Source organism: Pedobacter sp. Leaf41, assembly GCF_001422545.1.
Classification (GTDB): Bacteria; Bacteroidota; Bacteroidia; order Sphingobacteriales; family Sphingobacteriaceae; genus Pedobacter.
The window spans coordinates 137,678-157,564 of sequence record NZ_LMLE01000001.1 but is presented as its reverse complement, the minus strand read 5'-3'; the positions used below and the strand labels follow the sequence as shown (position 1 = coordinate 157,564).

Sequence of the window (19,887 nt, the reverse complement as noted above, 5' to 3'; positions counted from 1 at the left end):
TAAAATATGAATTCATTACCATTCGCCTACCTTATTCCTATATTTTTAATTGCCATTTACCTGATTCTTAAAAAAAAGAAACCTAAAATTGATCCACTCACTGATACGGATAAAAAAATACTAGACGACTATGTGGGTTACTACCATCAACTGGATTCGACAGATAAGCTGAGATTTGAGCAAAAGATAGCCGAATTTTTTGCCGCGGTTAAAATTGAACCGATTGACTTGGAAATGACCACTTTAGATGAGCTTTTAATTGCATCGAGTGCAGTTATCCCCATTTTTGGTTTTGCAGACTGGCAGTATAAAAATCTAAGTACGGTATTATTATATCCTGATACATTTGATAAAGATTTTCAGTTTGAAGGTGGAGAACGGCAAATAATGGGTATGGTTGGCAGCGGTTATATGAATGGTCAAATGATTTTATCTCGGTCGGCACTGCGACAAGGTTTCTCGAAAAGTGCCGGTAAAGAAAATACGGCAATTCATGAGTTTGTACACCTTTTAGATAAATCAGATGGTGCAACTGACGGTGTACCCGAAAATTTAATTTCGCATGAGTACACCCTGCCGTGGATTAAAATGATGCACGAGGAAATGGCACGAATTGAAAATAATAAATCGGATATTAATCCTTATGCCATTACAAATGAAGCAGAATTTTTCGCCGTGGTATCAGAATATTTTTTCGAAAAGCCATACTTGTTGAAAGAAAAGCACCCAGATTTATACCAGCAATTGAGCAGAATATTTGCACAACATCCTGCTAACTAGTTATCAACCCTCGCATCTAGCAGAAACAAATCAAGTAACCAATGAAGTTTTTCAAAATATTTTCCATCCTTTTCTACCTAACTTTAAGTGTATCCGCACAAAAAACCTATGTACTGAAACAAAATTTTCCGATAGGTAAAAAGTATACCTTTTCAATGGTTTCTGATCAGATTATCAATCAGGAAATTTCAGGGCAAAAAATAAATCTCAATCAAAATATCGGTACCGATTATATTTTCGATATCCGCAATGGAGATAATATGAGTAAGGATATTGATGTGGTATACAGTCGCATCTTTATGAAATCATCGGGAATGGGAAATACGATGATGATGGATTCGAATGATCCGGACACGACAAAAGTCAATCCCTTCAGAGGAATTAAAGGCGCATCTTTCAGGATGGAAATTGCGCCTGATGGCAGTATAAAATCACTAACGGGAATCGATGCAATGTTAAACAAAATGACTTTCAGAATGTCAAAAGATTCATCGGTGATTCGCAGTTTAAAAACTTCATTGGCCAAACAGTTTAATTCTGAAGGCATGAAACAAACCATGGAATCATCTTTAAAAATTTATCCGGAAAAGCCTGTAAAAATTGGTGAAAGCTGGACAGTTGACACCAAAATGCAAATGACGATGCCTATTGAAACCATCACAAAATACACTTTGAAAGAGGTTAAAAATGGTGTCGCTTATCTAAATATATCTGGCAGCTTAACCTCAAAAGGTGATTTTGAAACGATGGGGAACAAAATGCAAACTGATTTGACCGGCACAAATAACGGCGACGTGGAACTGGATATGAAAACAGGCTTAATTTTAAAGAGCCATTTAAGAATAGAGTTAGCGGGTACAATGTCTGCAATGGGACAAATGATCAATTTTGAGCTCCAGGGAATCAATAAAATGACCGGTAACGAAATGCAGAAAAATGCCATATTAAACCCGTAAGATCTTCACTAAAGTTATTTGTTAATCACTTCACATCTATAAACTTCCAGTTAAAGCCACTAAAAATTCAGTAGGTATTTCAATGTGCGGAATATGCCCGCAAGCCTCAAATTCAATCAGTTTTGCCCCAGGAATCTTGGCCGCCGTTTGCTTTCCTAAAAATTTGTACTGCCCATGCAAAACCTGTTGATCAGGAGTCAAAAGTCCTTTACCTACAATGGTTTTGTCTTCCTTGCCAATAAATAAAACGGTTGGAACTTTTAAATTTTGAAACTCGTACACTACTGGCTGCTCGTAAATCATAGTGAAAGTCATGGCCGCAACCTTTGCCCAACGTGGATAGTCGGCGCTGAAAGTAACTCCACCGGCAACATTAACCAAGTACTCATATTCAGGTTTCCAATAAGTAAAATAAGAACTCTGATAATATTTCCGAACGCTTTCTGCGGTAGTTTTTAGTTCTGTTTGATATTGCTGAGCTGTATTTACATAAGGCACAAAAGTTTTATAATCCTCTAATCCAATTGGATTTTCGAGCAATAATTTTTCGGTTCTATCTGGATAAAGCAATGCAAAACGCGTAGCCAACATGCCACCCATACTGTGCCCCAATACCACCGTTTTCTGAACGCCAAGAGTATCCAACAATTTCTTATTCCATACGGCCATTTGATGGAAACTATAATGAATAAACGGTTTTGATGATTTGCCGAAACCAATTTGATCTGGAACAATAACCCGATAACCAATATCAGTTAAAGCTTTGATTACATTGCCCCAATAGTAACCACCAAAGTTTTTTCCGTGAAATAGCATCGCGGTTTTACCGTTTGCCATCTTGGTTGGCGCAATGTCCATATACGCCATTTTTACATCCTGACCCTGAGTTGATATAGGAAAAAATTTAACAGCGTATGGATATTTCACATTCTCTAAAGTGATGGACAACGTATCAATTTTTTGTGCTTGCGAATACGTGATAGTGGAAATTAAAATGGCAAATAAAAGGAGAAACTTCTTCATGTTCATAATTATTTATGGCGATTATCAAAAGGGGATCCGCCTAATTTAATACATATTTATACTTTTAACCAACCAAACAAACTAAAAACCATGCCGAATTGGGTACTATTTTGAAGGATAGCTTTTCAACTATCCGTTGCAAGCGAAAAGAAACAAGCATTAGGAGCAACAACGCCTGGGAAGACCATGTAAGCATGGGCGAAAATGGTACTACAAAATATTATCTAGCGATAAAAAACTTAGAAAATATTCTAGTTATGGAGTTACTTACCGCCTCCCAGGCGTTGGATTTACGTAAGCAATTAAAATCATCAAAGGCGATAGAAAATATGGTTTCAGCGTACAGGAAAGTGGTTAGCTTTAATAATGCCGACTAAATTCTGGCTGATGATATTAAGAATACAAAACAATTTTTGAATGAGAATTAGATTTCGGTTGGTGATGACACCAACCGATAGACAAAACTGAACATCCAAGCCTCCAAAATCAGAGGCTTTGATGGGTTTACTTAGCAAGAAAATCTATTATTTCCTTTTTATGGTACTTGCGGGCATAATCAAGCGCTGTCTTCCCCTCGTTATTTTTCAAGTCTATTTTGGAGCCGGCATTTATTAAGAATTTAGCCGCCTCGAGTTGGCCATATTTGGCAGCATACATCAGCGGAGTTTTATCATCGCAAATTTTATTTACATCTACTTTAACTGAAATTAAATCCTGCAAAATCTTAACTGAACCAGTTCTAATACTTATGGCTAATAAGGAGTACGGCTTATCTTGTAGCAGTAAACACGAATCCAGATTAATTTTATCCTGCATAAGGGCATTTTTAAATGCCATTACATCATCGGTTTCAAATGCATTTTTTAATCCATGTGACAAACTTTGCGCATGCGATAGAATTACAGAAAACATTAAGAAAACAAATATTTTTAGTGGTTTCATTTTAATTTTTCATCAATAGTTTTAGGTTTTTAGCAGAGGCATTTATCGCAGTCGAATCTGAAAAATCTCCATGCGCTTTGTTAACAAGCATATCGGTTAAAACAACGCTCGATTTACCTTGAGTAGTAATGGAGAGGCTATCAATTTTATATCTATTTCTGTTCGATTTATCGCCCTCAATAGCAATATGAGAATATCCTTTGATTGCAATGGTTAAAACTTTGTATGATGTTCCGCTGGCCCTAAACTCACTGTTATCTAAATTCAGATTGAGATCGTCGACGTAGTTATTACTTTGCGAAAAATTTAGCACATGATTGCCACTTACATTTAGCCTTCCAATTTTTGTGTTGGGATGGAACAACATACTCTGAAGATTATTCACATTCAAATCAAGCTTTTTAATTTTTGCGTTGATCTCTAACTGCAAAGCTTTGGTTACTGATAGTTGTTTAATTACTGGAGCAAAAATAACCAGACTTAAAAAATCCATCTTTTTATCTTTTGAAGCTTTGCTTGAAATTTGGAGCACTCCATTTGCATCCACAACAGCTATCAAGTTTTCGCTTTCATTTTCAGAAATCTTTAATCCATTTTGTGGACTTTCCACTAGCGTTATTTTTAAGATTGTGCTTTTCGAAGCAGTTACATTTACTTTTTCAAATGTTTTATCCAGTTTTCGAAGTTTAAAATAAGGAGTAACAGCATCAAACTTATCTAAACTTTCATAATTCTTAATGATTTTATCTTCTGGCAAATAGTTGAACTTCACATTGATCGCAATAACCAAAATCGGTACAATAATGAGCAATAGTGCTAGCGCTATTAATAATTTATTACTTGTTTTCATGTTCTAATCGTTAAAATTTTGCTCAACAAATGTTTCATATTTAGCTTTCAATTCATCAAAGCCAATATTTAATAAATAGATGTTCCTGAATACCACTGGTAATTCATCATCTATAAACTGTACTTTACGATAATTTTTAACCTGATCGATTGCACCTTCATCAACAAAAAAACCAATACCTCTTTTATTATTGATGATATTTTTATTTTGAAGCAACTCATAGGTACGCATTACGGTATTTGGGTTTACTTCCATTGCTACTGCAAGTTCTCTTACTGAAGGTACTTTTCCTTCGGCTTTCCATTTCCCTAGCAAAATATGTTCACACACATAATCTGCTATTTGAAGGTATATCGCCTTATTATCTCTAAATTCCATATCTATACCTATTAAAATTAAACCTCTTTCTCTTTTAAACGAACGTAGGTAATCAGCCAAAAAATTAAAGTAAGCAATAACGTAATTAAGCAAAGGCTAAGCAATATATTTTCCGTATCACCACCTATCGTTATCTTAGACTTACCTGTGGTTAAAACATCAGCGGCTTTATAAATGAGGTAAAAACCAACTGCCAGGAACAGCATTATTGATACCGCGGTTTTAATATAATGGAAATTCGTAAAATAAGCCGAACCCAATAAAAATATGCTAGTAATCAGAAATGGGAAGCCAAAAAAAGCCATGCAGTATTCCCGATATTTTTCATCGTTAAAAACTTGCGAAAAAATACTATCTACCGCTGCAGCCGACGCTCCTTTATTGTTTAAACTTTTGAATTCACTCAAATGCATATTTAAGTACTTCACGAAGGATATATCGATCAAATAGAAAATGATAATGTAACTCGCAAAACTGATTAAAGTAGTGTAGAAAACGCCACTCAAAAACTTTTCGAAAGTAGATGCTGGTGTCATTAATTCTAATATAGCTCTGGATTTTTGACCCAAAATGGAGAAGTAACTACTTGCTACAATACTAATGAAAAGGAAACCGAGCATTAAATAAATCGGGTATCTAAAACGCATATCCAAATTGCCGTCATAATCGAAATTATTATTTCTAATGGGTGATGGAATGTAATAAAGATAAAAACCAACAATAGCGCCAACCACTACTACCAGGCTTATAAGGTAGATTTTCCCAAAATCCAGCCATTGTCTTTTAAGCAATAAGCCAAATCGATTAATATTAAATGTATTGTTCATGGCTTAATTAAATAAAGGTTTAAATTTGATTTTTTCGGCGAGAATAGCATTAAATAGCAGCTCGATATCTAATTTGCTATCTTCCTGATGATAATTTGGCATAACTGCATTGAAGCCAGATAATGATTGCTCGGCATAAATTATACTTGCATCTATTTCCTTAACCTTTTTGAAGGTTAGCTTCTCGGTAATTTCGTCTACAGATGCTTTTAAAGCAATATCATTTTCATCTAACATGATTACCGTATCAATCAGGTTATCTAAATCCCTAACCTGGTGGGTCGAAATAATAATGCAACGATCGTCGGTTAAAGCCGAGGCCATAATTTTTCTGAATTGTGCTTTCGATGGGATATCTAATCCATTTGTTGGCTCATCCATAATAACCAGCTTGGCCTGCGTAGCCAAACCGAAAGCTATAATTACTTTCTTTTTCTGCCCATAACTCATATCAATTAACTTTTGCGCCAATGGAATATCGAATTCCTTAAGCAGATCTGCGAAGTAACCATGGTTAAAGTTTTTGTAAAATGGTGAATTGGCTTTGATATAAGCATCAATTTTTACGGCGGGGAGATAAAACTCTTCTGGAATGAAACAAATCTGCTCTAAAAGTGCTGGCTGTCTATCTTTAGGATTGTAACCCAAAACATTTAATGTACCACTTTGGGCATAAACCAGACCTGCCAAATTCTTGAGCAAGGTAGATTTACCTGCCCCGTTTTTACCAAGCAAACCATAAATATGGCCCGCCGTTAGCTGCAAACTTAAATTCGTAAATAATGGCTTGTGCTTGCTATAACTAAAATTAAGACTATCAATTTGAATCATAATACTGTATTAGTTAAATAATACACTAAAGTATAGCTTATTATTTAGATTCCAAATTTTTGGGTAGATATTTTTTTATAACCTCTTTGTAAAAACTAAGTTTAATATCCGTTGCATTAAAACTTCCTTAACATTTGGATTGTATGTTTGTGAGAAAGCATTAAAAATGGATAAAAATTGGGCATACTTACTTTGTCGTTTGGCAATCGGCTTAAGTTTTTTCGGTCACGGGTTGGTTCGGCTACCAAAACTTACTGGTTTTAGCAATTGGATGGTTGATCAATTTTCGAAATCATTTTTGCCCGATGCTTTGGTGGTTCCTTTCAGCTACATTTTACCCATTGCCGAATTTATTGCTGGCGTATTAATTATTTGGGGCTTATTTACCCGACAAGGATTATTACTTGCAGGCTTAATTTCACTAACGCTTATTTTCGGCACTACTGTGATCGAAAACTGGGATGCCTTACCTTCCCAATTAATACATGTCGCATTTGTGGCGGTGTTACTGGCACATTTACCATACAATACTTACGCAGTAGATAAAATCATAAAAAAATAATTATGGAATACAGAAAAATAGGAAATTCAGATTTAGAACTTTCTGCCATTACATTTGGTGCCTGGGCAGCTGGTGGATGGATGTGGGGAAGTACTGATAGAAATGATGCTATTAGCGCAATAAGAGCAGGTTACCATTTGGGTGTAACCTCAATAGATACCGCACCCATTTACGGACAGGGCGAAAGTGAAGAGATTGTGGGCGAAGCAGTGAAAGAAATCTCCAGAGATAAAATTCAACTGGTTACCAAGTTTGGCATGCGCTGGGACCTGGAAAAAGGCAAGTTGGCCATGCAATCAAAAGATAACGATGGCAAGAACATCGACATTTATAAGTATGCCGGAAAAGAAAGTGTAATTTATGAGTGTGAACAATCTTTGAAAAGGCTGGGAACCGATTACATCGATTTATACCAAATCCATTGGGCCGATGAAACTACGCCAATCAGCGAAACTTTTGAAGCCGTTAGTAGATTAATTGAACAGGGGAAAGTGCGTTACGCTGGTGTTTGTAATTATAATGTGGCACAGTTGAAAGAGGCAGATCAAACGTTGGAAATTATTTCCAATCAAATTCCTTTTAGTATGGTAAACCGTGGCGTTGAAGTAGAAACGGTTCCTTATTGTATAGAAAAAAACAAATCTATTTTGGCTTATAGTCCGATGGAAAGAGGTTTGCTCACCGGCAAAATGACTTCTGATTATCAATTTGAGGAAGGCGATCATCGGAAGGGAAACAAATTCTTCACTCCAGATAGTATTCAAAAAACAAATGCATTTTTGGAAAAAATTAAGCCTTTGGCTGATGAAAAAAATGCAACCTTATCTCAACTTGTTTTGCGTTGGACAATCGAAAGGCCTGGAATTACGATTGCCCTGGCTGGCGCTAGGAATGAGAAACAATCTGTTCAAAATGCGGAGGCTATCAATGTAAAATTGAGTGCCGAGGAAATTCAATTCATCAATACTGAACTGCAAAACGCAGGTTTTTAAATATCAAACCCGAACGCAAAATGGGGTCGAAATACGTTAATTTGCTTGCGGTAAAATCTAAATAATCATGTCAAAATTATTCTCTCCTTTCACCTTAAAGGATGTAACCTTAAAAAATAGAATTGTAATATCGCCAATGTGCCAATACTCTGCTGTGGATGGCTTTGCCAATGATTGGCACTTGGTACACTTAGGAAGCCGGGCTGTTGGTGGTGCGGGTTTAATTATCCAGGAAGCAACTGCTGTTGTTCCAGAGGGTAGAATTACCCATGCCGATTTAGGTATCTGGAAGGATGAGCATCTTGAAAAGTTGAAGCAAATTGTTTCATTTATCCATGCAAACGGAGCAATTGCCGGTATCCAGCTGGCACATGCAGGGAGAAAAGCAAGTTGCGAATTGCCTTGGAATGGCGGAGAACAAATTGCCGAGGGCGGAAACAGTTGGTTACCAGTTGGGCCCTCTCCACTTCCATTCAAAAATGGACAAGTTATACCACATGAATTGAGCATTTCTGAAATTCAGGATATCGTTTTTGCTTTCAGAGCTGCTGCAAAACGGGCTTTAGAAGCAGGGTATAAAGTAGTGGAAATCCATGCAGCACACGGCTATCTGTTGCATCAATTTTTTAGTCCGCTAAGCAATAACCGCACCGACGTTTATGGCGGCAGTTTTGAAAACCGCATCCGCCTGGTGATCGACGTAGTAGAAGCTGTGCAATCAGTTTGGCCTGAAAACTTACCGATTTTTGTGCGTATTTCTGCAACAGACTGGACCGAAAATGGTTGGAATGAGCATGACTCGCTTCAATTATCGGCAGTTTTAAAAGATAGAGGAGTTGATTTAATTGATACCTCATCTGGAGGGAATGTACCTGATGCTTTTATACCTGCGGGGCCAAATTATCAGGTCCCTTTTGCTGATAAAATCAGAAATGAAATTGGAATTTATACAGGTGCAGTTGGTATTATTGTCGACGCACAACAGGCAGAGGATATTCTTCAGGAAGATAAAGCTGATTTGATTTTTATCGCCCGCGAATCACTTCGTGATGCTTATTTTCCAACCCATGCGGCACAGGTTTTAGGCGACGATACAGAATGGCCAAATCAATACGTGAGGGCAAAAAGAGAGCCGGTTAAAAAGTAAAGACAAAGCCATCATTTCGAGCGCAGCCGACAAATCTTTGATTATAAAAAAGTCAAATCACGGCTTCTTACCTACCCATTGATATTTCGCTAAAGTGGTCTGTGCGGACACAGACCACGGAATAAAAAAAATAGCCGCAGCTTCACAAATAATTTGTGAGTCTGCGGCTATTCTTATCAAGATGTACTTGTAATTATTTCGCTAAACTAAAAGGCAAATATAGCCCGAAGGTGATGTTTCTACCCACATTATAAATTCCGAAGTTTGGATTTTGGTAATCTAAGCGCCCAGGTTTGTATCTGCTTAAAGCATCATAATACTTCTGGTTTAAAATATTATTGGCCGACACGGATAATTTAAGTGGTTGTTTCCCTAAATTGAAGGTAGCACCTAAACCAGCATTTAGCAATGTGTATCCACTGGTTTGAGTTTCGAAAACATCATCAACACGAGCTTGCTTGAAGGCCGAATTAATTCCTACCGATAAATAAGCATCATTAGTACCTTTTATTTTAGGTTCAAAACGCAATTCGTTACGTAGTGTTCCGGCAGGAATAAATGCCAATGGCTTACTTAATGAAGTATTCTGGGCATGCACATAACCAAAAGTATTTTCAAAATGAATAAAAGGAACCGGGTGAATGGTTAAAGTTGCCTCTGCACCATAAAGGTTTGCATTCACCTGGCCATACCGATACACTGGATAATCATCACCTTCAGCATTGATGATCTCGCCATTGTTTGATGCATAAATAAAATTATGTACATAGTTATTGTAAACGCTAGCACTTGCACTCACAATTTTCCCTTCATATTCCAAAGCGGCATCTACCTGGTAACTGCGTTCCGGACTTAAAGCTGAGTTACCAATTTCATACCTGAAAGTACCTTCATGCACACCATTCGAGGCCAACTCTGCAGGGTTTGGAGCACGAAATGCTGAACCTGCGTTTGCTTTAAAATTCCATTCCTCGTTAAATTGATGGGTGAAGCCCAACGCACCACTTACATTAGAAAACTTGTTTTGGAATGGGGCAAAAATTTCTTCGCCATCCTTAAACAACTGCTTACCATTATTTTTACGAAAATCGTAACGGGCACCAATGCTGAAGGTGTTGTTCTCCCAATTCTTCTTCGCAAATGCGAAAACACCTATTCCGTAGGTATTGTAATCTGGAATTAAAAACTCATCATCAGCTTTATTCAAGCTCCGGCCAGCATCTGCGCTTAGGCCAAAAACTGGTTGCCAGCCATTAGTTTCATGTAAATAATATTTCAGATCGCCGGTAAACGTTTTCAAATCGAAAAACAATGCAGGTTCAGGACCATCTTCCAACTCTCTGCGTTGATTCTGTTGATAACCAAAATCAGCTTTCAAATTGCCATTTCCAAGAATGAAGTTATTGTTTAACGCAATTTTAAAGTGACGAATATCCTGACGGGGATAATCTAATTCGCGGTTTTTGAAATCGGAGTTAATGAGAGCTTCGCCATTTTCTTTAACAAAATTTCCGTTATCGTCTAGCGCAGGCTCATAAAAGCCAATGTTATTGCGAAAACTCGATACGTTTAAGTGCGTGTAGCCCCAGCTCTTGTTCAATCCAATCATCCCGCTTAAATCCGTTTCATTAAACCCAGAATTTGGGAAATATCCGGTAGGTGTTTTAAATGAATAGGCATTTTTGTAAGTTCCCCGAGCCCTCCAAACGAAACCATTTTCATTTCCATTTAGCATTAATGAATTGGCTGTTAAACCGTTATTGGTAGAATAATTGGTAATAAATTCGCCATTAATTTGTCCTTCTGGAGCTGTACCTGGCTCTAAAATATTAATCACGCCGCCCAATGCGTCAGACCCATACATGAGCGAAGCCGCACCACGCAGGATCTCAATTCTATCAGATTTAAACTGATCAATTTCAATACCGTGCTCATCTCCCCATTGTTGTCCTTGCTGCTTTATTCCATCGTCTAAAGTTACAATTCGGTTATAACCCAACCCACGAATCACAGGCTTCGAAATCGACGGCCCAGTGGTAATTTGCGAAACTCCAGGCACTCTTGTTAATGCATCAATCAGGTTGGTAGATGGTGCCAAAAGCTGGTCTTTGCCCACCACTGCCGATGAAGCACTGTTTCGTTTGCTTGTGCTGCTGATGATGCTACCTGTAATTACAATTTCTTTAGTTTCAATCGCAGTAGGTTGCAGAGCGAATTCTAAAGTTGGTGCATTGGCAAAATTAACAATCTTAGTTGCCGTTTTGTAACCAATGTAATGTACCTCCACTAAATAACTCCCCTTATTTGGCAGGTTGTTAAGCATAAACTCACCATCATTATTGGTGATAGCAGTAACTTTTAAATCGGGAATGTAAATGGTTGCGCCAGGTAGAGTTTGGTTGTTACTGGCATCAATAACTTTACCTTTAATATCTTTTAAAGCAAGAGCAAAAGCTGTATTGCTCAACAAAGTATATAGAATTACTAAGCCTATAAGCTGTAATCTTTTCATATTTTTTTATAATAAAACAGAATGAGTCAAAAAGGATAAATCAGCACTGATACAGGGCATAACTTACTTTATTGACGTAAAAACAATTGATTAATCCATTCAATGGATTCAAAATTTCGGAAAGATTATGCAAGAGGAGGCCCACGCAAGTCGGTGCTGAGCAGTGCTACATAGGAGTTTGTCAAAATTGGCTGAGTAGAACTCAACAATTTTGCTGAAAGAAATATTCTGTAAATGTGGTGTGTTTGAACGTAATCCTTTTCGAAGCTGGCATTACAAATCAAACAGGTATCGCCATGAGATTGCACATGGCTAACGTGGTGACAATTAATTTCCTTTTTGGGAATAGGAATCTCTTGATGGTGGTGTAAAACACTCCAAGGGGTTAGGGCAATAGCAAAAACAATCAGCATAAATGCCGACAAATACTTCCTAACGCTTTGCCTGTGCTTTTTCAATTTCCCAAAAGTAGCAAATGTTGTTCAATTCTATATCTTTGGAAAGTAACATTGCTTTTATTTATGAGCCAAAAGTTAAGCGATGGTTTAAATTAAAATGAACACCTAAAGCTGAGGCAAGATTAAAAAGAGTGTTGCATAATGATCCTGCAATGGGCGTTATTCGACATGCTGATGCAGGTTACGATATTGCAAAAGATACCGCCAGAAAATTTAGATTGGAATTGAAAAATAAATCCTGCGAAGAGTAATAACTTAAATAAAATGAAATTTATCAAGAAAAATATCGTCAACGGACTTTTCATTGCATTGCTGTTAGTAATTGTTTTTGTGCCCGATGCGAAAGCTCTGCTGATTAGAGGATTAATGGAAATAGGACTCTATTCTCCCTCTATTGCTGAATTCCCAAAAGCGGCAATGGATTTGAGTGGAATTAAGTTCCAGGATGCAAAAGGAAATGCTATTGATTTGGGCAACTTAAAGGGTAAAGTTATTTTCTTGAATTTTTGGGCAACCTGGTGCCCGCCTTGCAGAGCAGAAATGCCTTCTATAAATAAACTATACCAAAAGTTTAAGGATGATAAAAATGTAGTTTTTATTTTTGCAGATGCTGATGGTGATTTGGAAAAATCGGTAAAGTTTATGACGAACAGAAAATATGAAATGCCAGTATTTAAGGTAACAAGCACTATTCCTGATCAAATTTTTTCTGGCGCTCTTCCCACAACTGTAATTTTCGATAAACAAGGAAGATTGTCATTCAGGCATGAGGGAATTGCAAATTATGCCGATAAAAAGATTGTCGATTTTTTAAATAAACTAAAAGTTAGTGATTAGTTCTTAGTTTATAAAGTTTGAAACTGTAAGTCTTGAGATCCACACCATAACTCCCAATAATTTTATCGGGCAACATTTCATAATCATCTTTCATCTTGTACAGGATGATATTATCTCGCTTTCTTCTTTTAATTGTCTTATCATTGATGTCTGGAAGAAACACCAGACTTAGCGTGTTTTCTCCTTGAATTTTATTTGGAAGATATTTTACAACCTTGTCTGTTTTAATGTCAGTTTTAATAATCTTACTACCTAAAATGTAGCCATTAGCCAATGATAATTTTATTTCAAAATTTTTGGTTTTGCCATAGTAATGTTCCATTTCAAAGGCCTTTTGAGCGACAGTGTTTAAGCTCGCTATTAACAAAATGATGATTACTGCAGCTTTCATATTTAATGATTTATAATTTAAGGTATACAATTTGCATGATTTTTCATAGTTGCACCAGCTAAGTAAATTAAACCTAATTGACGCAGCAGCCTCCGGTCTGTCAATCGGAGCTATAGCAGAAAACTCCGTAGTAGTACCTTTAGTACAGGACTGATTTAACTATCGACTCCAGTATTCGCTTTTCAAAAGATATATACATTTAACTATACATCGCTAATTATTTCCTTACTTTTGCCGCCATGATTTCATTTTTCGAGGCAAACTTAAAGCAACTTTCTATCCACCATACCGGCAATAAATTGGTAGAAGAATATTATAAATTATCTGATGCGCCGTTAAAGATTGATGATGAGATTTTGAGCAATTTGTTAATGCAATATTTCTTAAAGCCTTTCGAAAAGGTAAATGAAGTCTACCGTTTTTATCATCCGAATGATAACCTAAATCTAAATGAGGTTTATCATTTTGCACACGAAATTTTTGAAAACAATGCGCTTTTTCACGAAGATTCGCAGCAATTGGCGAAGTATCTATATGATGTAGCCAACCATCCGAAAATAAAATCGGGCGAATTGTACGTGGCATATTTCGAAAAGGTACAAATTGAAGGTGAACAAATGGATGTGCTTGGAATTTTCAAATCGGAAACTAAAGACACTTATTTAAAAGTTTTCCCTAAAGACGACGGCTTTAATATGAGCTATGAGCAGGACGCCATTAGCATTAATAAACTGGATAAAGGCTGTTTGATTTTTAATACTGATAAAAGTGAAGGCTACAAAGTAGTGGTGTTGGATCAGGCGAAAAGCAGCAACGAATCTGCTGTTTATTGGAAAGATGAGTTTTTGAAATTGAAGATCAGAAATGATAGCTACAATCAAACCAATAACGTTTTAGGTGTTTACAAAAACTTCGTAACTCAAAAACTGGATGATGACTATGAAATTAGCAAAGCAGATAAAATTGATCTCTTAAATCGTTCGATGAAGTATTTCAAGGAGAAGGAAACTTTTGATATTGAAGAATTCGGGAACGAAGTAATAGGCAATGCCGAAGGAATAGAATCGTTTAAAAACTACAAAAAAAACTACGAAGAAGAATACGAAAGCCCGATTGCTGATAACTTTGAGATTGCAGAATCGGCAGTAAAAAAGCAGGCTCGTGCTTACAAAAGTGTTTTAAAATTGGATAAGAATTTCCACATCTACATTCATGGCAACAAGGATATGATTGAGAAAGGTTACGATGATGATAAATCGATGAACTTTTACAAAGTTTATTTCAGAGAAGAAGAATAGGTTTTAGTCGACAGCCGTTAGTCATGAGTCATGAGTCGTCTTTTTACAACATCAACTCAAGAATCTCGACTGAGGACTTTGAACTATATCCGCTGTTGTGCTTTCAACGCCAAATAGCGATTAATTACATTTACGGTTAGTTTTTGAGGCGGAGTTAGGATAGATAAAATTCCATGTTTACTTAATTCTTTAACCATCAATTTCTTTTCATAAATAAACTTTTCTGCTATGGTTTTATGGTAAATTCCTTCCACATCTTTCGCTGGATCGCTACTTAACGATTTAAGCTCTGTGTTTTCAAAAAACACAACCACTAACAAATGATATTTCGAAATTCTTTTGAGGTAAGGCAATTGGCGTTGTAAAGCAGAAAGGCTTTCAAAATTGGTAAAGAAAACCAATAAACCACGCTGTTTGATCACAGCACGTACGCTACTATACAAGGCTTCTAAATTGCTTTCTAAATACCGGGTTTTTTCCTTGTAGAGCACATTCATAATGTTGGCCAGCTGGGCAGATTTCCGATCGGCCGGAACAATAGACCCAATCTGCTCCGAAATAGTAATTAAACCTGCCTTGTCTTCTTTAAGCATAGCCACTTTCGAGAGTGCAACGGTTGCGTTAATGGCATAGTCAAGCAAACTCAATCCTTCAAAAGGCATACGCATTACCCGCGATTTATCGATAATGCTATATATATTTTGTGACCTTTCATCAGTATAGGTATTTACCATTAAGCCACCTTTTCTAGCTGTTGCTTTCCAATTGATCGTTCTAATATCATCGCCGCCCACATAGTTTTTGATCTGATCAAATTCACTGCTATTTCCAATTTTTCGGATTCTTTTGATGCCTAGCTCTGTCAAATGGCGAGAAACGGCCATCAGTTCATACTGACCAAGATTAATAAACGAAGGATAAACGGGCAGCACCTTTGCTCCATCGAAATTATATCGTCGACTAACCAAACCCAATGGAGAGCTGATGTAAGTCCTGATAAAACCAAACTCATATTCGCCACGCTTTGTTGGCCGTAAATTGTAGTGTATAGACTTCCTGTCTGCAGACTTTAGATTGAGCCTGAAATCTTTATCGCGAAGCTGAAATTGAAAGGGTACTTCATCAATCACCCTGGCATTTATACTAAATCCATAACGATTTTTAATTTCAATTTGAACGGGATTTTCGTCGCCATTGCTTAAGCGTTTCGAAGTAAATCTCTGCGCTTCAATCCCCTGCTGAATTCTATAAAGAATAAAAACATCAACGAAAAATAATATAAGTATTACGCCAGTGACAATTTCAGGGATATCGCCAAGCCAAGTGAAGAAAAATTTCAGCAAAAAGAGCACTACGCACAAACCTAAAGCCGCAAACAAACGATCATTAAGGAATAGATTGATATAATATAGCTGAAAGAATTTTTTCAATTGTTATGAATTTGTAAACGATTAATTTATTGGCTCTAAACCTAAACTCCTCACTGAAGACTTCGGACAAAATCTTACCTCGGTACTTCTATTTTTTTAATAATTTGATTCACGATATCACTCGTAGTTAAACCTTCCATTTCCTTTTCAGGAGATAACAAAATGCGATGCGCCAATACAGGCACGGCAACGGTAATGATATCTTCAGGAGTAACAAAATCGCGGTTATTGATAGCGGCGAGGGCCTTTGCGCTATGCACAATAGCTAATGATGCCCTTGGGGAGGCACCCAAATAAAGTGACGAATTGTTCCTGGTTTCATTTACAATCTTGGCAATGAATTCCAAAAGCTTTGGCTCCACAAAAAGGCTTCTAATTACTGCTCTCGCAGCCTGTATTTGCTGAACCGATAAAACAGGCTTCACATCGCTAGCCAGCGTTTTATTCACCAAAGAATGTTGCGCCATTAAAATTGCGGTCTCTTCTTCCAAAGAAGGATATTTCACTTCTATTTTGAATAAAAACCGATCAAGTTGCGCCTCTGGCAAACGATAGGTTCCTTCTTGCTCAATGGGGTTTTGCGTAGCCAACACCATAAAAGGTTCGTCCATAAGATAAGTTTGCCCATCAATGGTTACCTGGCGCTCTTCCATTACTTCAAATAAGGCAGATTGTGTTTTCGCTGGCGCGCGGTTAATTTCATCAACCAAAATAATATTTCCAAAAATAGGACCTTTTCTAAACTCAAAATCACCTGTTTTGGTATTAAAAATTGGAGTTCCTAAAACATCAGAAGGCATTAAATCTGGCGTAAACTGAACTCTTGAAAAATGAGCATCGATTGATTTTGCCAGTAATTTGGCACTTAATGTTTTGGCCACTCCCGGAACCCCTTCTATCAATATATGCCCATCGGCAAGTAAGCCCACAATTAAAAAATCGATAACCTGTTTCTGTCCGACGATAATATTTCCAAGCACATTTCTAATTTTCGCTACCGCTTCGGTTAAAGTGCTTAAATCTGTCCGTTGGTTAAATTGTTCCTGCTCCATGGCTTTGGGTATTTTGATGAAAAAATTCTATACTTTGATTTAGATTGATTAGTTCCTGATCACTTAAAGTGCTCATTTGTGGTATTTGTATGAAATATCGGGTTAATGTTTTTGCCGACGGCTCGTTGATGCCTGTTTTTTCCATTAAAAGTGTGGCAAAATCTGACCCAATCTCATTGGTTTTAAGAAAGTACCTGGTTCGCAAGTATTCCATAAAGTAATTAATTTTCTTTTTGGCAATATCCAGGTTATTTCGTTCGTGGTAATATACACTGCCTACAACATGCGCATATTCAACAGATGCATTTTTTAGAGGATCGGCAATGGGAATAATACGCTGACGGCGCTTAATTTCATAGAGTACAAAAATAACCAAACTAAAAATGGTGAGATAGTAAGCCCATTTAAGTTCAGGATGTTTAAAAAACACCCTCAAAACGTCCGTTGTTTCGTTCTTTTGCGCCGAAAAGTAATCATCAAAAATAATCTGATCACTTGCCTGGATATAACTTAAAGTTTTCGCAGCATATTCGGCACCGTATTTATCCAACATATTAAAGTTGGTATAAAAACCAGGCTCTGAAATTAGGAAAAGCGCACCTTTGCCATAATTATATTTAACAAAATTGGGTTGCTTATTATTATTTATCCCCAATACGATACCTTTTTTGAAATCGATCTTACTAAAATACTGTGTTCCAATTCCTCTTTCGAAACCATAGTTGGCATCAGTTTTTAAACTTGGATTGGTAAAATTTAGCGAAGGCCGATCTGCCGACATCGTAGAGGAGGTTTCGATTTTCAATTCTTTTTCAAGCTTCCCGAAATCATAACTGGCGATAAATATCTTATTTCCCGCTTGCATAAACTTTTTCATCTGATCGAAATCAGTTTTAGAAACATCGATCTTCTGAGCGATCAAAAAGTAAGTGGCGTTATTAAAGTTTTGATTTTTTAAGGTATTGTAAACCGGTCGTTTCGATTCCTGAATTTTTGCCTTTGGAAGAATATCCTTAATTCTATCTCTAATGATAAAAGTGCCATAAGGAATTTTATCTGTAGCTAAATAAGTTGGTGCCCAGTTTGTGGGTGTGGGTTTATTATATTGGGCGACCAGATACAGCAAAATTAATACAATGCCAATACCTAAATAAATTTTATAACTTCTCATTTAATTTTTCCGTTGAACTGGTTAAATGATTGGTTTATGGGCTCAAATTTATTTTCATCGATAGGGAAATCGCCATACCAGATATAATCAAACTGAAGGGTAAGCCTGCTAAAATCTTCCTTTAACTCGGGCTTACTAATTTCCATCAGGTAATTGTAATTCGTTTTATCGGGTTGCCATTGAATAATTTCAGCATCGCTTAGTTTTTTTAAGGCTTTTAAATAAAGTAAGCGTACGGCTAATCGATATTTTCTTTCGCTTATTAATCTTTGTAATTCCTGATCAAAATCAATCTCATGGATGTTTTCGTTAATCACATCATAAGGCAAAACAGTTTCCTTTGATTTTTTACTAAAAATATTTTCGGTACCAATCGCTTTTATAAGAACGTATACTACTACTGCCACACCTAATCCAATAAAGAAATATCGCGATAGCGGATTTGTTGCAGCACCTGAAAATAATCGGCCAATTATATTCCAAAACCACATCCAGAATCTATCCCACAAGGAAAGTTGCCTCACTTGAAGTTCATCGTACTGAAACTCCTTTTGATCTTTGTAATTACTAATTGCCTCCTTATCAAATTTTGCAGGCGTAATTTTGCTGCTATCCAATTGCATAACAGGTTTTGCCTGCTTCGGCTTTACAACAATTTGTGCATCACAATTTACAGCGAACAAAAACAGTAAAAACGGAAGAAGATATTTGATAATGGACTTCGGCATTTTAGTATTCTTCTGGTCGCGTATCGATTGTTTTGTTTGTGTTGCCAAAGTTTGTAATGCGCTCCATTAACCCTGTATTTTCTTTCTGCTCTAACAAACTAAAGTACGATAGTGAAATCGTAATAATAGGAATAATGGTAAATGCCTGGCAGAGCGACTGCAAAACGGTTGTGATCATACTCAAAGTCAAAGACATTTGAGGGTTTTTGCTGGTAAACATGCCTATCATATTGAATAATGTAGTGGGTAAAACCACCATACTCATACATGCGTAAACGATTATCCAAACGATGATTAATGTTCCAAAAGTTACCCAAAAGTTATCCTTAATCATTGTAAAACTTCTGCTAAAAGAATAGCCAAAAGTTCCATTTTCAATCACCATAATGGGAAACATCATGGCTACAAATGGGAACAAATAAAAGCCTGGTATTAAGCAAAAAATAAATCCAATAAACACCATCAGTATCAATACGATAGAACTGCCAAAGATTCGGAAAAAGTAATATTTAAAGTACCCCCAAACTTCTTCCATGGTAGGAATTTGATTGCCTTTTTGAACATATAGGGCGATGTAGGATAAGATGGCCACGGTCATACTGGCATAAGTTGCCAATGAAAAAAGCAGCGACAAAAAATATTCTAAACCGTAGATATTGCCAAACGAAAAGCCTCCTGAGCTTTTGTCACTACCGACTGTATTGATCATGTTTACCATTTTA

At 36.7% G+C, this 19,887-nt stretch carries 21 protein-coding genes and 1 pseudogene; 9 read left to right on the top strand and 13 right to left on the bottom strand.

Features of this window, described 5'->3' with window-relative positions:
* Nucleotides 1-6 precede the first annotated feature (6 nt).
* Nucleotides 7-780, top strand: a complete 774-nt coding sequence (locus tag ASE92_RS00660) for a zinc-dependent peptidase (RefSeq protein ID WP_056848195.1) — start codon at nt 7-9, stop codon at nt 778-780.
* A 41-nt stretch (nt 781-821) separates the two neighbouring features.
* Nucleotides 822-1,736: a DUF6263 family protein gene (locus tag ASE92_RS00655; protein WP_056848194.1), complete on the top strand. Its 915-nt coding sequence runs from the start codon at nt 822-824 to the stop codon at nt 1,734-1,736.
* Nucleotides 1,737-1,772: 36 nt separating this feature from the next.
* On the opposite strand, the gene ASE92_RS00650 is transcribed toward ASE92_RS00655, so the two are convergent.
* Nucleotides 1,773-2,759: an alpha/beta fold hydrolase gene (locus ASE92_RS00650; RefSeq protein WP_082454937.1), complete on the bottom strand. Its 987-nt coding sequence runs from the start codon at nt 2,757-2,759 to the stop codon at nt 1,773-1,775.
* 98 nt (nt 2,760-2,857) lie between these two features.
* Between ASE92_RS00650 and ASE92_RS00645 the strand changes: the two genes are divergently transcribed.
* Nucleotides 2,858-3,136: an aromatic amino acid lyase gene (locus ASE92_RS00645; protein WP_056848192.1), complete on the top strand. Its 279-nt coding sequence runs from the start codon at nt 2,858-2,860 to the stop codon at nt 3,134-3,136.
* Nucleotides 3,137-3,263: 127 nt separating this feature from the next.
* Here the strand turns inward: ASE92_RS00645 and ASE92_RS00640 are convergent, their stop codons facing one another.
* The 5 genes from ASE92_RS00640 to ASE92_RS00620 are packed head-to-tail and all read right to left on the bottom strand — an operon-like array spanning nt 3,264 to nt 6,587.
* On the bottom strand, nt 3,264-3,701 hold the full coding sequence (locus tag ASE92_RS00640; protein WP_056848191.1) for an ankyrin repeat domain-containing protein: 438 nt from the start codon (nt 3,699-3,701) through the stop codon (nt 3,264-3,266).
* A gap of 1 nt (nt 3,702) precedes the next feature.
* Nucleotides 3,703-4,551: a hypothetical protein gene (locus ASE92_RS00635; RefSeq protein ID WP_056848190.1), complete on the bottom strand. Its 849-nt coding sequence runs from the start codon at nt 4,549-4,551 to the stop codon at nt 3,703-3,705.
* A 3-nt stretch (nt 4,552-4,554) separates the two neighbouring features.
* Nucleotides 4,555-4,929, bottom strand: coding sequence for a GntR family transcriptional regulator (locus ASE92_RS00630; RefSeq protein WP_056848189.1), 375 nt, complete (start codon nt 4,927-4,929; stop codon nt 4,555-4,557).
* A 17-nt stretch (nt 4,930-4,946) separates the two neighbouring features.
* A complete protein-coding gene (locus ASE92_RS00625) occupies nt 4,947-5,756 on the bottom strand; it encodes a DUF373 family protein (RefSeq protein WP_056848188.1) in 810 nt (269 codons plus the stop codon).
* A gap of 3 nt (nt 5,757-5,759) precedes the next feature.
* Nucleotides 5,760-6,587, bottom strand: a complete 828-nt coding sequence (locus ASE92_RS00620; protein ID WP_056848187.1) for an ATP-binding cassette domain-containing protein — start codon at nt 6,585-6,587, stop codon at nt 5,760-5,762.
* 166 nt (nt 6,588-6,753) lie between these two features.
* Here ASE92_RS00620 and ASE92_RS00615 point away from each other — a divergent pair, with 166 nt between their 5' ends.
* The 3 genes from ASE92_RS00615 (at nt 6,754) to ASE92_RS00605 (ending at nt 9,288) form a co-directional block, all read left to right on the top strand.
* A complete protein-coding gene (locus ASE92_RS00615; protein ID WP_056848186.1) occupies nt 6,754-7,149 on the top strand; it encodes a DoxX family protein in 396 nt (131 codons plus the stop codon).
* A 2-nt stretch (nt 7,150-7,151) separates the two neighbouring features.
* Nucleotides 7,152-8,141 (top strand): aldo/keto reductase, encoded by a 990-nt coding sequence (locus ASE92_RS00610; RefSeq protein ID WP_056848185.1) that lies wholly within the window; start codon nt 7,152-7,154, stop codon nt 8,139-8,141.
* A gap of 67 nt (nt 8,142-8,208) precedes the next feature.
* Nucleotides 8,209-9,288 carry an NADH:flavin oxidoreductase/NADH oxidase gene (locus ASE92_RS00605; protein WP_056848184.1) on the top strand — a complete coding sequence of 360 codons (1,080 nt, stop codon included), beginning with the start codon at nt 8,209-8,211 and terminating at the stop codon, nt 9,286-9,288.
* A gap of 193 nt (nt 9,289-9,481) precedes the next feature.
* Here ASE92_RS00605 and ASE92_RS00600 read toward each other — a convergent pair whose 3' ends face one another.
* Entirely contained in the window at nt 9,482-11,800 is a 2,319-nt protein-coding gene (locus ASE92_RS00600; RefSeq protein WP_056848183.1) for a TonB-dependent receptor, read from the bottom strand.
* Between the two features lie 559 nt (nt 11,801-12,359).
* Between ASE92_RS00600 and ASE92_RS21025 the strand changes: the two are divergent.
* Nucleotides 12,360-12,509, top strand: a pseudogene (locus tag ASE92_RS21025) (hypothetical protein); the annotation flags it as partial.
* Between the two features lie 13 nt (nt 12,510-12,522).
* Nucleotides 12,523-13,095 carry a TlpA disulfide reductase family protein gene (locus ASE92_RS00595; protein WP_056848182.1) on the top strand — a complete coding sequence of 191 codons (573 nt, stop codon included), beginning with the start codon at nt 12,523-12,525 and terminating at the stop codon, nt 13,093-13,095.
* Here the strand turns inward: ASE92_RS00595 and ASE92_RS00590 are convergent.
* Nucleotides 13,085-13,486 (bottom strand): hypothetical protein, encoded by a 402-nt coding sequence (locus tag ASE92_RS00590; RefSeq protein WP_157255599.1) that lies wholly within the window; start codon nt 13,484-13,486, stop codon nt 13,085-13,087. The genes ASE92_RS00595 and ASE92_RS00590 overlap by 11 nt on opposite strands.
* A gap of 239 nt (nt 13,487-13,725) precedes the next feature.
* Between ASE92_RS00590 and ASE92_RS00585 the strand changes: the two genes are divergently transcribed.
* The gene (locus tag ASE92_RS00585) at nt 13,726-14,784 is read left to right on the top strand and encodes a nucleoid-associated protein (protein ID WP_056848180.1); all 1,059 of its coding nucleotides are present in this window, start codon (nt 13,726-13,728) and stop codon (nt 14,782-14,784) included.
* An 83-nt stretch (nt 14,785-14,867) separates the two neighbouring features.
* On the opposite strand, the gene ASE92_RS00580 is transcribed toward ASE92_RS00585, so the two are convergent.
* The 5 genes from ASE92_RS00580 to ASE92_RS00560 form a co-directional block, all read right to left on the bottom strand.
* Nucleotides 14,868-16,214: a DUF58 domain-containing protein gene (locus ASE92_RS00580; protein ID WP_056848179.1), complete on the bottom strand. Its 1,347-nt coding sequence runs from the start codon at nt 16,212-16,214 to the stop codon at nt 14,868-14,870.
* A 74-nt stretch (nt 16,215-16,288) separates the two neighbouring features.
* On the bottom strand, nt 16,289-17,266 hold the full coding sequence (locus ASE92_RS00575) for a MoxR family ATPase (RefSeq protein WP_056848178.1): 978 nt from the start codon (nt 17,264-17,266) through the stop codon (nt 16,289-16,291).
* Nucleotides 17,247-18,437, bottom strand: a complete 1,191-nt coding sequence (locus ASE92_RS00570) for a DUF4350 domain-containing protein (protein ID WP_056848177.1) — start codon at nt 18,435-18,437, stop codon at nt 17,247-17,249. Before ASE92_RS00570 ends, ASE92_RS00575 begins: the two co-directional genes overlap by 20 nt.
* Entirely contained in the window at nt 18,434-19,165 is a 732-nt protein-coding gene (locus tag ASE92_RS00565; RefSeq protein WP_082454865.1) for a DUF4129 domain-containing protein, read from the bottom strand. Before ASE92_RS00565 ends, ASE92_RS00570 begins: the two co-directional genes overlap by 4 nt.
* Nucleotide 19,166: 1 nt before the next feature.
* A complete protein-coding gene (locus tag ASE92_RS00560; RefSeq protein ID WP_157255598.1) occupies nt 19,167-19,874 on the bottom strand; it encodes a hypothetical protein in 708 nt (235 codons plus the stop codon).
* Nucleotides 19,875-19,887 lie beyond the last annotated feature (13 nt).

Bases quoted from the DNA above. Each gene is read 5' to 3' on its own strand.
- ASE92_RS00660 (WP_056848195.1), top strand. From the start codon at position 7: ATGAATTCATTACCATTCGCCTACCTTATTCCTATATTTTTAATTGCC.
- ASE92_RS00655 (WP_056848194.1), top strand. From the start codon at position 822: ATGAAGTTTTTCAAAATATTTTCCATCCTTTTCTACCTAACTTTAAGT.
- ASE92_RS00650 (WP_082454937.1), bottom strand. From the start codon at position 2,759: ATGAAGAAGTTTCTCCTTTTATTTGCCATTTTAATTTCCACTATCACG.
- ASE92_RS00640 (WP_056848191.1), bottom strand. From the start codon at position 3,701: ATGAAACCACTAAAAATATTTGTTTTCTTAATGTTTTCTGTAATTCTA.
- ASE92_RS00635 (WP_056848190.1), bottom strand. From the start codon at position 4,551: ATGAAAACAAGTAATAAATTATTAATAGCGCTAGCACTATTGCTCATT.
- ASE92_RS00630 (WP_056848189.1), bottom strand. From the start codon at position 4,929: ATGGAATTTAGAGATAATAAGGCGATATACCTTCAAATAGCAGATTAT.
- ASE92_RS00625 (WP_056848188.1), bottom strand. From the start codon at position 5,756: ATGAACAATACATTTAATATTAATCGATTTGGCTTATTGCTTAAAAGA.
- ASE92_RS00620 (WP_056848187.1), bottom strand. From the start codon at position 6,587: ATGATTCAAATTGATAGTCTTAATTTTAGTTATAGCAAGCACAAGCCA.
- ASE92_RS00615 (WP_056848186.1), top strand. From the start codon at position 6,754: ATGGATAAAAATTGGGCATACTTACTTTGTCGTTTGGCAATCGGCTTA.
- ASE92_RS00610 (WP_056848185.1), top strand. From the start codon at position 7,152: ATGGAATACAGAAAAATAGGAAATTCAGATTTAGAACTTTCTGCCATT.
- ASE92_RS00605 (WP_056848184.1), top strand. From the start codon at position 8,209: ATGTCAAAATTATTCTCTCCTTTCACCTTAAAGGATGTAACCTTAAAA.
- ASE92_RS00600 (WP_056848183.1), bottom strand. From the start codon at position 11,800: ATGAAAAGATTACAGCTTATAGGCTTAGTAATTCTATATACTTTGTTG.
- ASE92_RS00595 (WP_056848182.1), top strand. From the start codon at position 12,523: ATGAAATTTATCAAGAAAAATATCGTCAACGGACTTTTCATTGCATTG.
- ASE92_RS00590 (WP_157255599.1), bottom strand. From the start codon at position 13,486: ATGAAAGCTGCAGTAATCATCATTTTGTTAATAGCGAGCTTAAACACT.
- ASE92_RS00585 (WP_056848180.1), top strand. From the start codon at position 13,726: ATGATTTCATTTTTCGAGGCAAACTTAAAGCAACTTTCTATCCACCAT.
- ASE92_RS00575 (WP_056848178.1), bottom strand. From the start codon at position 17,266: ATGGAGCAGGAACAATTTAACCAACGGACAGATTTAAGCACTTTAACC.
- ASE92_RS00570 (WP_056848177.1), bottom strand. From the start codon at position 18,437: ATGAGAAGTTATAAAATTTATTTAGGTATTGGCATTGTATTAATTTTG.
- ASE92_RS00565 (WP_082454865.1), bottom strand. From the start codon at position 19,165: ATGCCGAAGTCCATTATCAAATATCTTCTTCCGTTTTTACTGTTTTTG.
- ASE92_RS00560 (WP_157255598.1), bottom strand. From the start codon at position 19,874: ATGATCAATACAGTCGGTAGTGACAAAAGCTCAGGAGGCTTTTCGTTT.